We start from the raw sequence: 16,271 nt of genomic DNA, 5'->3' as shown, positions 1-16,271 counted from the left end.
GTTTATGAGAATTGGGTAAGTTGAAAGCTGTCTTTAATTAATTCTTCTAATTCTTTCATCGGAATTAGCGAATTTTTAAGTTTTTCTCTATCGTTTTTCGATAGTTCCTCTAAGTTAATATATTGTCCTGAATTTTCGTTTTTCAACCCTTCTAAAGTTCTAATTCGGGTTAAAAATAAATAAGCTTCGGCACAATTCAGGAAAATTTCAGCATGTTTTGGATCCACAATTGCCAATTGTTTGAAACGGGTATAAGTATTGTTAATTCCTTTAATATCGTGACTTAAAGTAAAAAGTCGTGCGCTGTCAATTAACGGCATTAATGCACGGGATTTAATATCAAATTTATCTTTGTGAATTCCTTCTTCTTCAACAATAAACTTTTTGAAAAAACTCAAAGGCGAATTTTTTCGCAAAGCATCATTCCCCAGAAAATCGAAAAACAAAGTATTGTTATAGGCATTTTCAAAAACAATATTATTGATGGCAGTTTCTATTTTTTGCTCACCAATAACCAATTCATAATCAAAGAAAATACTACTTAAATTATCCTGATTTTCTCTTGGAGCATTCATCCAGTTGTTGTACTGTTTAATCCAGTCAGTCAATGACTTACACCACATCATATTGCTTCCCATGTGACCATGCGGACATAGTTCATAACCTATCTTTTCCAAGGTGGCGGTTGTCTTTTTTCCCAGTTTTAAAAAGTAATCTTTTACTTCAATATATTTTTCCTGCGGAACATCCTCAAAAACTAAAATACTGTCCTGATCCGTTAACAAAAGCTGTTCTTTTCGTCCCTGGCTACCAATACTCAACCATGCGTATCGGGCAGGAGGAGAGCCTAAATCTAAAATAGACAATTCGACTGCACGTTTTAAAATGGCAAAATTAATTTCGCTGGCTATATTGGTTATGTGTGTCAAAGGAATATTTTTTTGAATCGAAGACTGAATTAAATTAGTCAATCGACTGCGAATTTCTTTGAGTTCATTAGAAGACAAAGAACGTTTTACCTCTTTGATTAAAACTCCCGGATTACTGGCCTGAGCCGCAATTAAATCGTGTTCCGAAATCACTCCTTTGATGACCGATTTATCAGTTCCGTCAACCGTTACACACAAATGAGTTACATTATTTTTAAGCATTAATAATTGGGCTTCCGCCAAAGAAACGTTTTCTAAAACTGTAACTACCGGCGAAGACATGATATTACTAACCGGAATAGTAACAGGATAACGCCCTGTTGCAATTTTTGAAGCCAAATCGGCATGAGTTACAATTCCAATGGGACCATTTTTTTCAAAAATAATCACGTTATTTTTTAAAGATTCAGCCATTAATTGCGCTACTTCCTGAGCGGTACTGTCAGCAGTGGCCAGCAGAGGAGTAGTATTGTAAGCTAAAGTTTGAAAAAACTGAACTTCAGATTGTTTTTCGGTATAAAAAACACCATCAGAAGCAAGATTGCCCTGTGTTGAACGATCTTCAGGTAAATTGCTGGCAAAACTTTCCAATAAAAAGTTTAAAACCTCCGAATTGTTTGCTAATAATGGTTTGAAAACTGCAATAGGAATAGCGTACACCAAACTTTCTTCACGGGCTTTTGCCGTCATTTTGTATTTATTTTTAGCAAAAAACGGACGTAAACCAAATATCGTTCCTTCGTGACATTTATTGATAATACTTTCTTCAGCATCAGCAATTACTGAAATATTAACAACACCCGAAGCCACCACATAAAAACTGTCATGTAGAGCATCGTTAATCTTGAATAAAGTTTGCTTTTTTTCTAAACTTATTACACGAACATTATTAGCAATTTCGGCTAATTCATCAGATCTGAGCTGATTAAAAGGGGCGTAATTTTTTAAAAAATCGGCAATTTGTTCCGCAATTATATTCATGTGCTTTCAATAAATTATTGGCGTAAAAATACTAAATAAATGAGTTAAAATAAATTTGATTACAGCTTAATGTTATTGTTTTAGAAAAATGTTTTTTGTACTATTTATTTTCCTGAACAGGTGATTATTTCTTTGATTACAATTCAATAAAATGGAGGTTATTGGATAAAACCATATATTCTATTTTACATAATGTAAATTATAGTTCATTTTTTCAACATATAAAAAATAACAATTTTATAGAATAAATCCTTATATTTATGATAAACTACAATAATAAAAGCAAATAAATGACTTGGGAAAATATAACAGTATTAATTATAATGGTATTAGCACTATATTTATTCATAACTGAAAAATTTAGTATTGATACTGTGTCTGTTATTGTCATGATTTTGTTAATGATAACAGGAATATTAACACCTCAGGAAGGTTTTTCCGGTTTTACAAATCCTGCAACAATTACAGTTACTGCTATGTTTGTAATGAGTGCTGCTGTTTATAAATCAGGAGCATTAAGTAAAATTACTACAATACTTAATCTGATTGGCAAAAAGAGTTATTTGTTTACTATGATAAGTCTCATGCTTATTTCAGGAACTCTTTCTGCTTTTATGAATGATACGGCTGTTGTTGCCATTTTGCTGCCTGTTACACTGGATGTTGCCAAAAAGACAGGAATAAATCCGTCCAAACTATTGATGCCTTTATCATTTGGAGCTTTACTTGGAGGAATATGTACACTCATAGGGACTTCTACTAATATTTTGGTCAGCGGTATTGCAGAGCATGAAGGATTTAGCCCAATTGGGATGTTTGAGATGGCTCCGGCAGGATTGTGCTTTATGATTATTGGTATTACATATATGGCTTTATTTGGGAATTGGTTGCTTCCTAACCGAAAAGAAGAAAATTCACTTGCAAAGGAATATGGAATTAGTGAGTATGTTACAGAAATTATTTTATTACCGGAAGCAAAATCTGTTGGAGGAACAATTAAAAATTCACCTCTGGTAAAAAAAATTGATATAAGTATTATACAGGTTATTCGGGATGAAAAAACACTAATTCCTTTTCCCGGATTGGTATTACATGCAAACGACATACTTAAAGTAAGCTGTAATATTGAAGAATTAAAAAAAATGTTGGATTATGAAGGAATAAAATTAAAAGCAGATAAAAAGATTGAAGATGATGATTTATTGAAAGATGATCTTGTTCTTATTGAAGCGCTTATTCCTGGTGGTTCTAAAATGGAAGACCTTACTATAAAAGAATACAATTTTCGTCAACGTTTTGAAGAAGCAAATGTTTTGGCTATTAGGAGACGAGATGAAATATTACATGACAGTTTCAGTAAAGTTACCTTAAAATCAGGAGATGTTTTACTCATTACTGCGTTTAATGAACAAATGATAGAATTAAAAAAGAGTGATGATTTATTGATTATTTCTGAGACTAACCACTCTCCTTTTGTTTTTAAAAGAATGCTTTCTATTGTTTTAATTTTAGCAACTGTTGTTTTATTAGCAGCCCTTCATATAGCACCAATTGTATTAACAGCAACTATAGGTGTAGTTGTTTTAATAGCATTAAAATTTTTAAAAACAGATGAAGCTTATCAATCAATTGATTGGAAAGTAGTGTTTATGTTAGCAGGAATTTTATCACTTGGTGTAGCACTGGAAAAGACAGGTACAGCTGCATTATTGGCTGTTGGATTGGTAAAAGCATTAGGAATATTTGGTCCACAGGTACTTCTATCCGTTTTTTTTGGATTAACATTTCTTTCAACAAATTTTATGTCTAACAATGCAACTGCAGCAATACTTACTCCTATTGCAATCAAAACAGCTCTTGAGTTAGGAATTGATTCACGTCCATTTATAATGACGGTTGCATTTGCTGCTTCACTTAGTTTTATGACACCTATGGGGTATCAAACCAATACAATGATCTATGCTCCCGGAAACTATAGATTTAAGGATTATTTACTTGTAGGTACTCCATTAAATATTATTTTGTGGATTCTTGCAACATTCATTATACCTTATTTTTATCCATTTAATTGAATAATATGATCAAAAAACCGACACAAATCATTAATTCATATCGGTTTTTAGCTCTTTAAAAAATATAATTTATTCCGTAACGAGAATATTTTCGGTTTTTTTATGTTTAACAGAAAGTCTGTAAGTTGTATATCCATAATGCGTTACAACGGCTAAACAAATTAAAGGTAAAATAAAAGAAAAATTCACTTCGGGAATAAATCCTAAAATTTGCACATCTGAAAATCCTGATCCGCCCCAATCTAAAATACTTCCTTGTAAAACAGGCATTAACGCGCCTCCAACAATAGCCATCACCAGTCCTGCTGAACCAATTTTAGCTTCGTCGCCCATGTCTTTTAATGCAATTCCGTAAATAGTTGGAAACATAATCGACATAAAAATAGAAATGCTAATCAACGAAATTAACCCCGGTATGCCCTGAAGAACAATTGTTCCGGCAGCACACAAAACACCTCCAACACCAAAATACATCAGTATTTTAGACGGATTTGTGTTTTTCATCAATGCGGTTCCAACCCATCTTCCCGATAAAAATAAAAGCATCGCACCTATATTGTAATAAGTTGCTGTTAATTCTAATCCGAAATTCATATTGATATTGTCCACATACTGAAAAATAAAAGTCCAGCACATAATTTGAGCCCCTACATAAAAAGCCTGCGCAATAACGCCGTGTTTGTAATTTTTATTCGCTAATAATTTTTTAAACGATTCTCCAATAGACATTTTGTCTTCATGAGCTGTTTTTGGCATTTTTGTCAAACAAATAATCACTAAAATAACCAACACAAAAAGTCCTAATCCAATATAAGGAATACTAATAATTCCCAAATCATTCTCTCTAATGCGGGCTAATTCTGCTGAAGACAATGCGTTAAAAGCTTCTGAGCTGTAATCATCTGATTTTATTTCTTTGATTACTAAAAACTGAGCCATTACCAGTCCGGTTATTGCACCAATTGGATTGAATGCCTGAGCCAAATTCAAGCGTTGTGTAGCTGTTTCTTTGTTGCCCAGAAATAAAATTAACGGATTAGATGTTGTTTCTAAAAACGCTAAACCACAGGTAATTACCCATAAAGATACCAGAAAGAAATTATAACTTTGATAATGTGCTGCCGGATAAAACAGAAAAGCTCCTGTTGCATACAAAATCAGTCCTACTATTATTCCCGATTTGTAACTGTATTTTCTAATGAATAATGCAGCCGGCAATGCCATAAAGAAATAGCCAAAATAAAAAGCAAATTGTACCAATGAAGCCTGTACATTGGTAAGTTCGGGCATTACTTTTTTGAAAGTCGAAACCATTGGAGTGGTCAAATCGTTAGCGATTCCCCAAAGCGCAAACAATATAGTAATGATAACAAACTGAAAAACATACTCTTTACTGACAACGGATATTTTTTTAGATAAACTCATTTTTTATTGGTTTTGGTTAATGGATTACAAACTGTATTTTGTTTAAACGGTTTCATATTGAGATGATTTTTTACTGAAATCACCTAAGAATGCGTCGATTTCCGATTGCGAAATGATTGGGTTTGCTCCTTCATTTTGAGCCACAATCGCTCCAATGGCACTGGCAAAGTTGATGGCATACTGTGGGTTTTCACCATTGAGCAGCATGATAATTAATGACGCCAAAAAAGAATCGCCTGAACCTACAGTATCTACTACATTTACCTTGTAACCACAGTTGTGATAGAATTTATTGTTATGAAAAAGTACTGCGCCGTGAGATCCCAACGTAACACAAACCGTTGGCGTATTAGTAAACTCAGCAATGAATTGAATGTTTTGTTCCAGAGATTTTCTATTCGAATGTAAATCTTCGCAGATTTCATTCAATTCCTCATCATTAAATTTGATAAAATCAGCAGCATACAATAAATCCAAAACATTCTTTTTTGTATAATGCGGCACTCTTAAATTCACATCGAATATTTTGTATTTGGCTACAGTCAATAAATCCAATAGTGTTTTTTTAGAAACAGCATCTCTGCACGATAAACTTCCGTAAACCATAAAATCAGCCTGCTCCACTATCGTTTTATTTAAAGAAGAAATTTCAATTTTGTCCCAGGCCGAAGGATATTGAATATCATAAGAAGCATTTCCTTTTTCGTTCAAAATTACATTGACAATTCCTGTTGGATAATTCGATTTTACTTCAATTCCTGTGGTATTAATTCCTAAATCATTCAGATAGGTGGTTAGTTTTTCACCATTGCTATCGTCCCCTACCGCACTTATCATGGCAACCTCCCCTCCTAAGGCTTTTAATCTTGTGGCTACGTTAAGTGGTGCTCCGCCAATTTTTTTATGTTCCAGAAATACATCAAAAAGGATTTCTCCAAAACAAACTGCTTTTAATTCTTTTTTCATTGCTTCTTTTTTTAGGTTTACTGTAGTAATTATTTGTGTGAGTTGTTGATATAATGTTTGTTTACCATTGCTTTCATAAAGGCCAGACTTCCTTTGGCAAGATCTTCCGAATTGTATTTGGAAGGCCTCCACAGCGATGTAGGTCCGATTAATTCCTTAATTTCAGAAGAAAAATTCTCCAATACCAATGGTCCCTGATAATTGATTTCGGCCAGAGCTTTAAATAAATTATCCCAATGTACATTGCCTTCTCCTGTCATTCCTCTGTCTGATTCTGTGATATGAAGGTGTTTTAAATTCTTTCCGGCACAAACAATTGGATTATAGAAATCATTTTCTTCAATATTCATGTGGAAAGTATCCAAATGCAATCCTAAAAAATCACTATTTACATTCTTAATTAATTCCAAAACTTCAGCGGCATTGGTAAATACATAACTTTCATATCGGTTGATGGGTTCTATAGCAATTGTGATATTTTGTTTCGAAGCATAATCAGCCACTTCAGAAAACACCTGCTCTACAATTAACTTTTCATCATTCGAACAGGAATTTCCGGTAAAAGTCCCAATAGCCGAATGCAGCACACCGCCCAAAAAATCACCATCCATTTCGGCAACTTTATCAATGGCTTTTTTGATAATAACAGTAGCTTTTTCAGGATAAAAAGGAACATGGCAATCTTTAGGTAAATTAAGAGAACAACGTGCTGAGATTCCGTGATTATTCAATTGTTTTTTTACTGATTTTGCATCAAAATCCAGTGAAGTTGGTAAAAGAATTTCCAGCATATCAAAACCATATTCGGCTGTTTTTTTTATAGCATATTGTCCTCCATCAGAAGTCCAGGTGGGTATAAATGATAAAATGGATGTTCCAAAAATCGGCATGACTATTTAATTTTTAATTTAAAAAATAATTTTAAGCAATATATGTTAAGCAATTATAAATCAGATAGAAGTGATTTTTAAAAAAGCCACCATTCTGTTTTTACACCTACATAAGTTCCCCAACGTTTTTGATTGATTTGCAAAAAAGGAGAATAATTATGATCCCGTGCATAATCGTTATATCGGGCTACTGTTCCAACCAGTCGAATATGAGGACGACTCCAGGGATCTCTTTTTCCCAGCGGAACAATTGTGGGAGCCAATGAAAATTTCCACATACTGGCTTCGGGATTATCACCATCTTTTCTAACAGCATAATGCACTTCCTGAATCAAATGCAACCAATTGGTCACATAAAAAAAGTTACGTACACCAACAACAAAATCCGTTTTTCGATTATAGAATTGTTTTCCGTTAAAATATTCATCGGTATTTGTGCTGGCTGAACCTCCTTTGCTTTTTGTGAAAACCCCGTAACCATTAATACTGAATTTATTGGATAGATTCAGTAAAAAGTGTTCCACCATTGTAAAAGAATAAGCATTGGTATATTTTCCATTTTCATCCGGAGCACCGTAAGTAGCCCAGGTAAAGGTGTTCCCGTTGTCACCACCATTAGCAATTCCGGAACCATAACGTACTGATATTTGGTTAAACGAACCCGGTTTGGCCGTTTTAAACGAACTGTTGTATTTGATTCCGGCAACCCAACCGTTATCGGAAGGAAAAGTTTTAGAAGCTGCTGCCGAATTTTTAGAAACATAATGAAACTCTCCTAAAAGTTTAATGGTATTGTTGTTTTTCAAATGAATACTATGTTCCCCTATCCAAACCATTCTTTGACGAATTGCGGGATTAGTTGCTCCAGCCACAGTAACCTCATAATTGTATGGAAAAACTCCGGTAGAATCGGTTGACGCAGGCATCAATAGTGTCAATTCGGTGTTTTTATATTTTACACCAAATCCCTGTGCCGAATGATCATCAAAATAAAAATAATCACTAATGTGAATATCGTCATAACGGCGAAAACGAGAACCTGCCCAAGCTGACCATTTGCTACCTAAAATATTCGTTGCTTCTACATAAGCTTCCGGCAGAATAAAAGTCAGTCCATTATTAGAACGACTGCTTACATTACCCACAAATTGTCCGTTAGCCGAATACATTCCTAATCGCATTTGAAAAGTAACATTGGTACTGTCGCTTCCAATGATTTTTGGTGTAAAATGAATCGCCGGCAAAATATCTACATAATCCACCTGCTCCATACGTCCGCCTAACGAACCCTGACCTGATAAATTCAACGGTTTCCACATATTTCCTTCCCCATTTGGCGAAAGTCCAACTCCTATCCTACCCGTTGTTCCCATTGAAAAATTTGAATTGGTAATTACTACCTGTGCATTCATTTTGGATACTAGTGCACACAGCAAAAAAATCCAAACTGATTTTTTGAGTGGTTTATTCTCCGTCAAAGTATATTTTATTTTCATTTCGGCTTAGCTAACAAAGCTATTTTTTATTAAACGTCAATTTGACTATTATTTTTCAAATATATTATTTTATTTTTGTATTCAGCAAATAAAAATCAATATTTTTTTGTTTTTATCAATATTATAAAAGATATATTACACATTTACAATATAAAACAGCTATAAAAAATACATACTGTAAAAGAAGAATATTTAACGTTTTATATACGTTTAATTTTTATTTTTAAAGAAAATCAAAAGAAGGAATATTAAAATTTAATCGTTAAATTTGTGACATAACAAAACCAACTTACCCAAAAAAACTATGAGTTTGATTCAAAACAGGAAAGTCGAAATAATTCCAAATATATCTGTTGACTGTGTAATTTTTGGATTTGACAACACTACAAAATCATTGAATGTATTATTAATTGAACGTGTTTTAAAATTAGAAAACACCAAAGACGCTATTGTGAATGATTATGTTTTGAAAGGATTTCACACCTATGAAAATGAGACCATAGACGATACGGCTAACCGGGTTTTGAAAGAATTAACGGGTCTGGATAATTTATACAAAAAACAATTTAATGTTTTTGGAGATCCTAACCGTTTGAAGAATGAAAAAGATGTAATCTGGGCCGAAAGCGAACATTTCAGCGAAAGAACCATCACTATTGCTTATTATATTTTTTACCAACGGATATAGTTCAATTAGAAAATCAATACAATCCGCAATGGTTTCCGGTAAACCAACTGCCGGAACTGGGTTTTGACCATGAAAAAATTATTGCCGAAGCCTATGCCGATTTAAAAGAAGATGCTTTGTCTAAGCCTATTGTTTTTGAGTTACTGGCTGATAAATTTACCATCAAAGATTTACAGGAAGCTTACGAAGCGATTTTAGGAGTGGAAATTGACAACCGAAATTTCAGACGAAAATTAATTACCAAAAAATACATTATTGCTCTAGACGAAAAACAAACCGGCGTTTCTAAAAAACCGTCCCAATTGTATATGTTTAGCAAAGATGTGTACCAAAAAATCTACAAAGAGAGTTATTTGATTAATATTTAAGTTTTTTTTGCCACGGATTTTACGGATTTATTGGTCAATTGCGAGCGATAGCATTGCAATCTCACTTAGTAATTCCACCAAGTGTTTATATTTTTACAGTTATTTATGGCGCGAAAGAAACCCTAGCTGTTGTGTGTTCGCCTTTTTTTCGGTCATTTTTGGTCACTTATATTGTATTTGCAGTTTAAAATTTACTTATGGTTTGAAGAATTTAAGTTTTCTTCTTGTTGTCCAAACAGTTTATTTCTATGGTTTTGTCCCCAAGTTTTGAGTGTCTCTATAATTGGGATAACGCTTTGAGCATAAGGTTCCAATTTGTACAAAACCTTTATAGGATAATCATCAATAATTACCCGTTTGATAAGTTTATGCTGCTCAAGATCTTTGAGTTCTTTAACCAAAACCTTTGGTGATATACACGGCATACTGCTCTGAATTTCTGTATAACGCTCATTTCCAGACATCATTGAAAACAATATAGGTATTTTCCATTTTCCGGTAAAGACATCCAATGCGTCACGTAACGGTTTGATCGTTTCCGCACAATCATAGTAGATTGGCTTTTCTTTTTGTTTTTCTGCAATATCTCTCATATCAATACATCACTATCAACTTGTAAATAGCTATACAAAGGAAAGCGTAAATTTTAAAACTACCAAATAGCGAATCTCAAATTAATTCATTTTGCACAAATTTACTTTCCTACAGGTAAGCACTATCAAAAGGAAAGTATTTTAAAATACCTTTGTAATATCAATAAAAATTTAAAAAATGAACGATTTAGAATTACTAAAATATCCAGTTGGACGATTTGAAATGCCTACAAAAATATCAAGTGAAGATGTGCAGGACTACATTAGAATCCTTGGAAATATTCCTGGCGAATTGATTAAGACTGTTGAAAACTTTGATAATGAAAAATTCGACACTCAATATCGGGAAAATGGCTGGACAGTTCAGCAAGTGATAACCCACGTTGTTGATGCTCATTCGAGAGCTTATGTAATGTTTAAGCGTGGATTGGAAGAAAACAAAATAATCATAAAACCTCACAACGAAAAGAAGTTGACAGATTTTGGCGACATCCAAAATAGTGCAATTCAAGCAGTACTGCAAGCGATTTATAGTGTGCACGAAAGTTGGGTTTTAGACCTAAAATCCCTTTCAGAGCAAGAGCTTAATCTTACCTTTTTTTATCCTGATGCAGGCAGACAAATGTCGCTTCCCGAGTTCTTAGCAATTTTTGCGTGGCACAGCAAGCATCATTTTGCACACATAAAAGGACTGAAAGACCGAATGGGATGGTAAAGAAACCTAGTGCGAAGATATATACATCATAACACCTTACTTCTACGCTCAGCTTTCTATCAATAGCTACAGTTCAATAAAAAGACTTTTTTTAACCTTAATAAGATATATTATATGTTAGATTTTCAAACCACAGTGCGATTAACCAAAAATGGTAATCACACGCAATTAATCCAAGCCAAGCAAGCTATTCCCACGCTTGGAAAAAATGAAGTATTGATTAAAGTCAAAGCGGCATCTTTAAATTTCCGTGACCATGCGGCTTTAAGTGGCAACTATCCTGGGGTAGTCAATTCGGTTGTGCCATTGTCAGATGGTGCTGGCGAAGTGGTGGCATTGGGAGAAAATGTGACTCGTGTGACAGTTGGCTCACGAGTGTCAGCAAACTGCTGGGCAAATTGGGTTGATGGCAAAGTTCTGAAACCCGAATACTATGTTGCCAGTATTGGGTTTAATATGGATGGGTGGCTTGCTGAATATATTGTGTTGCACGAAATGTCACTGGTACAACTACCTGATTATTTAAGTTATGTAGAAGCAGCGACGCTTGCTTGTGGTGCGGTAACGGCGTGGAATGCCATTCACCAACACGGCATTTTAACGGCAGGTCAAACTGTATTGGTACAAGGTGCAGGCGGTGTGTCGGTGTTTGCTTTGCAATTAGCCATATTAAGCGGTGCAAGGGTTTTGGCGATTGCCAGTCGTGATGATGATGACAAAGCCCAACTATTACGAGAATTGGGTGCAGAAACGGTGGTTGCTTACGGTAAAAACCCTGATTGGGACAAAGAAATTTTAAAATTAACCAATGGCTTAGGTGTAGATAAAGTCGTGGAAGTGGCAGGCGAAAAAACAATTAATAAATCGGTTGCCAGCACCAAAGCAGGTGGCAATGTGGCGTTGGTAGGCTTTGCCAGCGGTATGGGCGGTGACGTTTCACCTTTGGAAATTATGACACGTGGCATACAACTGGGTGCTACCACTATGGGTTCTCGCAGTGATTTTGAAGCATTATTATCAGCAATGGCAAGCGTGGAAATGAAACCTGTGATTGATAGTGTTTTTGTATTTGATGACTACCAAAAAGCCTACGATCGCTTACAAAGTGGCAATGTGACGGGTAAAGTAGTGATTGAAATATAAAACGCATTACCATTTTAAGGAATGAAAAATCAAATCAATTATTCGCTATTAGAAATTGCAGCGATTTCGGAGGGAACGAGTTTTAAAGAAACTTTGAACAACTCACTGCAATTAGCCAAAGTGGCCGAGAAGAATCATTACACCAGATTTTGGTTTGCAGAGCATCATAATACAGACACTGTTGCGAGCAATGCTACACCTGTTTTGATTGGTTATGTTGCAAATAATACGGAATATATCAGAGTTGGTTCTGGTGGCATTATGCTTCCTAACCATTCGCCTTTAATTGTTGCCGAGCAGTTTGGTACTTTGGCACAATTGTACACTAACCGTATAGATTTGGGTTTAGGCAGAGCACCCGGAACCGATACGGCAACTGCACAGGCTATCCGGTCAGATTTTATGCAGGGAACACGTTCATTTCCAGAGGGAATCAGTAAAATTCAACACTATTTCGACGTTCAGAATGGATCTGGTAAAGTACGAGTGGCAATTGCCGAAGGTATGGACGTACCCTTATATATTTTAGGTTCTAGTACGGATAGTGCTCACTTGGCGGCTGCAAAGGGACTTCCATATGCCTTTGGTAGCCATTTTGCACCTACGCATTTGCACGAAGCTTTGGCAATTTATAAACAAGAATTTCAACCCTCTGAATTTTTAAACAAACCGTACAGCATTGCTGGAATTAATGTAATTATTGCCGATACCGATGCCGAGGCACAGACAATTTTTACATCTTTAATTAAAATGTTTTACGGAATATTCACTGGTGCATCCAAACCTTTGCAACCACCAGTAGAAATGGATTTCGAAATGCGACAAATGTTTCAACATCCAACCGTACAACAAACGCTTAAATACTCTTTCGTAGGCAGTAAAGCAACGGTTAAAGCTGGAATACTACGTTTTTTGGAAGATACCCAAGTAGATGAACTAATGGTTTCTACTAATGTTTTCGGATTTAAAAACCGCATCAAATCAGTTGAGTTATTTGCCGAAATAATGAAAGAAATTAATAATAGCTAAAAGTTAATGGTAAACAAATATGAGTCACTTTAGAAGTTATCAATGTCAAGTTATCTAGTTTTTGTTTTTGAAGATTTCTCATAGGTGGATTATTGCTTATATCCCACAAAAAAAACCGACACAATCACTGTATCGGTTTCATTAATTATATAGAAAAATTTATTTTACAATATCTTCTGTTTTTACTTTTTTATCCGGTCTGATAATCATTCGCAATGAATTGTCTTTAGAGAAATAAGCAATCATCCAGTTGTAGAAAGTTTTTACTTTATTTCGGTAAGTAATCAATGAAATCAAGTGAATAAATAACCAAATCATCCAGGCAAAAGTGCCTTTGAAATGCATTTTTGGCTTTGGTAAATCCACCACAGCTTTTGCTTTTCCAATGATGGCCATTGAACCTTTATCCACATATTTAAAAGGCACAAGTGCTTTTTTCTGAATTTCCAGTTTGATATTTTTAGCCAGATTAATTCCTTGTTGGATAGCCACCTGTGCTACCTGAGGATGTCCGTGAGGGAAAGCTTCATCATTAAATTGAATACAGGTATCACCAATAGCGTAAATATTAGCTGTACCTTCAATTTTATTAAAAGGGTCTGTTTTTAAACGTTTTCCACGACCATAACTCTCAGCAGGAATCCCTTTGAATTCACGTGCCGTAACTCCGGCTGCCCAAATTAAATTTTTTGTCTGAATGGTATCTCCGTTAGCAAAATGAACTGTATCATCAACATAATCAACCACATTATTGTTCAATTTTACAATAACGCCTAAATCAGTAATGGCTTTATAAGTATCTTCCTGAGATTGTTTGCTCATTGGTGTCAACAAAGCCGGAGCTCCGTCAACCAGATAAATATTACTGGCCGTAGTTTCTAATTCAGGATATTCTTTTAAAAGGATGTTTTTACGCATTTCTGCAAACATTCCCGAAATTTCAACTCCTGTAGGTCCTCCTCCGGCAACTACAATAGTCAATAATTTTCGACGTTTACGAATATCTTTAGTAATAGAAGCTTTTTCCAAATTTTTAAGCAAAGTGTTACGCATTACAATGGCATCATTCAGCGTTTTCATTGGAATGGCGTTCTTTTTTACGTTTTCCATACCAAAATAACTTGTCTCTGCTCCCGTTGCAAAAACCAATTTGTCGTATGATAACTCACCATTACTCAGGATTACTTTATTTTCAGCAGGTACTACTTCCAATAATTCTCCTAAACGAAATTGTAGGTTCTTTTTGCCTGCGAAAAATTTTCTAAAAGGGTAACTAATACTTGATGGCTCTAAATAGGCCGTTGCTACCTGATAAATCAATGGCGGGAAAAAATTGTAGTTGTTTTTATCCACCAGAGTTACGTGAACTCCGTCCTGATTTAATAGTTCTTTTGCCAGATTCATTCCTGCAAAACCGCCTCCGATTATTACGATTTCCATGATTTTTTAGAATTTTAAAATAACATCTTTTGCTAGTGTTAGTTATCAAAGGATGCGTGGATTGTTTTTATTTTTTTTGTTTTAGTTTTTTTACTGGTTTTTCTGCTAGCGTACTTTTATTTTGCAATAAATGATGGGCTAGTATTTTTTCAATTAATTCATCCTTGGTTAAATGATGAAAAATGGTTTTGATTTTTGTTTTTAATTCGGTATCTACTTCGTGATTGGGTTTCGTTTTAAAAATTTGTTTTGCCCAAAGTACCGTATTGTTGTCTTCGATGCTGGCAACCGAAGGTTTTGCAAATGGTTTGAATTGGATACCTAATTCCCTTTCAAAATCAGCAATTTCAATTTCTTCTTCCGCCTGTAAAACGGTTAATGACAATCCGTTTGCTCCTGCTCTTGCCGTTCTTCCGCTACGGTGAACGTAATTCTCGTAAGTATCCGGCAAATGATAATTGACTACATAAGCAATTTCTTTTACGTCAATTCCTCTGGCAGCCAAATCAGTAGCTACTAATATATTAATATGTCCTTCACGAAATTGCTCCATGATTCTGTCACGAATTCCCTGAGACAAACTTCCGTGTAAAGCGCCCGATGAAAAACGGTTAATCGCTAAGTTTTTAGCTAATTTATTTACGGCTGCTTTTGTTTTGCAAAAAATAATTCCGCGTTGTCCTTCTCTTGAATTCAAAAAGTGCATCAATACGTCCAGTTTTTCAATAGGATCTACCACAATATATTGATGATCAATCTGCTGATTTCCTGAAGTTTCCATATTGGCACTTACTTGTACCACATTTTTATGCAAATAATTCTGAATCAGTTGCTTTATTGTTCCCGGCATCGTAGCCGAGAACAGAAAAGTACGGTGTTTTTTAGGTAATTCGGCAACAATTTCATCTAAACTTTCTTTTAGAATGCTCACCATTTCATCAGCTTCATCCAAAACTAAGAATTGGGTTTCAGCTAAACTGATGGCTTTTCGTTGCAATAAATCAATCAAACGTCCCGGAGTAGCCACCACAATATGTGTTGGACTGCTTAAACGTTCAATTTGCGGTTTTATTGGGATTCCTCCACAAGTTGCCGCAATAGAAACTTCCGGAAGATGTTGTGCAAAAGATTCCAGATTTTTAAAAACCTGATGTCCTAATTCTCGGGTTGGAACTAATATTACAGCCTGTACAACGGGTTTTGAAGCATCTATTAATTGTAAAATAGGCAACCCAAAAGCGGCGGTTTTTCCCGTTCCCGTTTTTGCTAATCCTACCAAATCAGTTTGATTGGCTAAAAGCAACGGAATGACCTGTTCCTGAATAGCTGTGGGAATCACAAGCTGCAATTCATTCAGGGTTTGTACTAAAGCTGTCGAAATTCCTAAATCTGAGAATTGTTTTGACATTGTTTTTTTTATTATTTGTATAATTAGCTCCTTATTTTTACTACTGAATAAACATTAGCTATTTTAATTTTACCATTAAGAAATTAAGGAAATTTAGGCTTAACTTATCTAAATATCTTAATGGTTTC

Annotated in this window: 14 protein-coding genes; 6 read left to right on the top strand and 8 right to left on the bottom strand. The window is 34.7% G+C overall.

Annotation, left to right across the window (positions count from 1 at the left end; translation table 11 throughout):
- Nucleotides 1-2 precede the first annotated feature (2 nt).
- Nucleotides 3-1,910, bottom strand: coding sequence for a DUF294 nucleotidyltransferase-like domain-containing protein (locus IEV84_RS05850; protein WP_188493360.1), 1,908 nt, complete (start codon nt 1,908-1,910; stop codon nt 3-5).
- Nucleotides 1,911-2,200: 290 nt separating this feature from the next.
- Between IEV84_RS05850 and IEV84_RS05845 the strand changes: the two genes are divergently transcribed.
- Nucleotides 2,201-3,982, top strand: a complete 1,782-nt coding sequence (locus IEV84_RS05845) for an SLC13 family permease (RefSeq protein WP_188493359.1) — start codon at nt 2,201-2,203, stop codon at nt 3,980-3,982.
- Nucleotides 3,983-4,051: 69 nt separating this feature from the next.
- Here the strand turns inward: IEV84_RS05845 and fucP are convergent, their stop codons facing one another.
- The 4 genes from fucP to IEV84_RS05825 form a co-directional block, all read right to left on the bottom strand.
- The gene (gene fucP, locus IEV84_RS05840; RefSeq protein WP_188493358.1) at nt 4,052-5,407 is read right to left on the bottom strand and encodes an L-fucose:H+ symporter permease; all 1,356 of its coding nucleotides are present in this window, start codon (nt 5,405-5,407) and stop codon (nt 4,052-4,054) included.
- A 42-nt stretch (nt 5,408-5,449) separates the two neighbouring features.
- On the bottom strand, nt 5,450-6,373 hold the full coding sequence (locus IEV84_RS05835) for a carbohydrate kinase family protein (RefSeq protein WP_188493357.1): 924 nt from the start codon (nt 6,371-6,373) through the stop codon (nt 5,450-5,452).
- 29 nt (nt 6,374-6,402) lie between these two features.
- Nucleotides 6,403-7,263: a sugar phosphate isomerase/epimerase family protein gene (locus IEV84_RS05830; protein WP_188493356.1), complete on the bottom strand. Its 861-nt coding sequence runs from the start codon at nt 7,261-7,263 to the stop codon at nt 6,403-6,405.
- Nucleotides 7,264-7,340: 77 nt separating this feature from the next.
- Nucleotides 7,341-8,675 carry a carbohydrate porin gene (locus IEV84_RS05825; RefSeq protein WP_229732623.1) on the bottom strand — a complete coding sequence of 445 codons (1,335 nt, stop codon included), beginning with the start codon at nt 8,673-8,675 and terminating at the stop codon, nt 7,341-7,343.
- Nucleotides 8,676-9,063: 388 nt separating this feature from the next.
- Between IEV84_RS05825 and IEV84_RS16480 the strand changes: the two genes are divergently transcribed.
- Both IEV84_RS16480 and IEV84_RS16475 read left to right on the top strand, forming a co-directional pair.
- Entirely contained in the window at nt 9,064-9,447 is a 384-nt protein-coding gene (locus tag IEV84_RS16480; protein WP_229732622.1) for an NUDIX hydrolase, read from the top strand.
- Nucleotides 9,448-9,563: 116 nt separating this feature from the next.
- On the top strand, nt 9,564-9,815 hold the full coding sequence (locus IEV84_RS16475) for an NrtR DNA-binding winged helix domain-containing protein (protein WP_229732621.1): 252 nt from the start codon (nt 9,564-9,566) through the stop codon (nt 9,813-9,815).
- 191 nt (nt 9,816-10,006) lie between these two features.
- Here IEV84_RS16475 and IEV84_RS05815 read toward each other — a convergent pair whose 3' ends face one another.
- Nucleotides 10,007-10,408, bottom strand: coding sequence for a winged helix-turn-helix transcriptional regulator (locus IEV84_RS05815; protein WP_188493353.1), 402 nt, complete (start codon nt 10,406-10,408; stop codon nt 10,007-10,009).
- 178 nt (nt 10,409-10,586) lie between these two features.
- Between IEV84_RS05815 and IEV84_RS05810 the strand changes: the two genes are divergently transcribed.
- From IEV84_RS05810 to IEV84_RS05800, 3 genes are all read left to right on the top strand, one after another.
- Nucleotides 10,587-11,123, top strand: coding sequence for a YfiT family bacillithiol transferase (locus IEV84_RS05810; protein ID WP_188493351.1), 537 nt, complete (start codon nt 10,587-10,589; stop codon nt 11,121-11,123).
- 114 nt (nt 11,124-11,237) lie between these two features.
- Nucleotides 11,238-12,266 (top strand): zinc-dependent alcohol dehydrogenase family protein, encoded by a 1,029-nt coding sequence (locus IEV84_RS05805; RefSeq protein WP_188493349.1) that lies wholly within the window; start codon nt 11,238-11,240, stop codon nt 12,264-12,266.
- Nucleotides 12,267-12,287: 21 nt separating this feature from the next.
- Nucleotides 12,288-13,295 (top strand): LLM class flavin-dependent oxidoreductase, encoded by a 1,008-nt coding sequence (locus IEV84_RS05800; protein ID WP_188493348.1) that lies wholly within the window; start codon nt 12,288-12,290, stop codon nt 13,293-13,295.
- Between the two features lie 159 nt (nt 13,296-13,454).
- Here IEV84_RS05800 and IEV84_RS05795 read toward each other — a convergent pair whose 3' ends face one another.
- Nucleotides 13,455-14,735: an NAD(P)/FAD-dependent oxidoreductase gene (locus IEV84_RS05795; protein ID WP_188493347.1), complete on the bottom strand. Its 1,281-nt coding sequence runs from the start codon at nt 14,733-14,735 to the stop codon at nt 13,455-13,457.
- Nucleotides 14,736-14,802: 67 nt separating this feature from the next.
- Nucleotides 14,803-16,143 carry a DEAD/DEAH box helicase gene (locus tag IEV84_RS05790; protein ID WP_188493345.1) on the bottom strand — a complete coding sequence of 447 codons (1,341 nt, stop codon included), beginning with the start codon at nt 16,141-16,143 and terminating at the stop codon, nt 14,803-14,805.
- Nucleotides 16,144-16,271 lie beyond the last annotated feature (128 nt).

Source organism: Flavobacterium palustre (genome assembly GCF_014639535.1).
GTDB classification, from domain to species: Bacteria; Bacteroidota; Bacteroidia; order Flavobacteriales; family Flavobacteriaceae; genus Flavobacterium; species Flavobacterium palustre.
The sequence above is the reverse complement of the archived record's forward strand: the minus strand, read 5'-3'. Positions and strand labels throughout refer to the sequence as shown.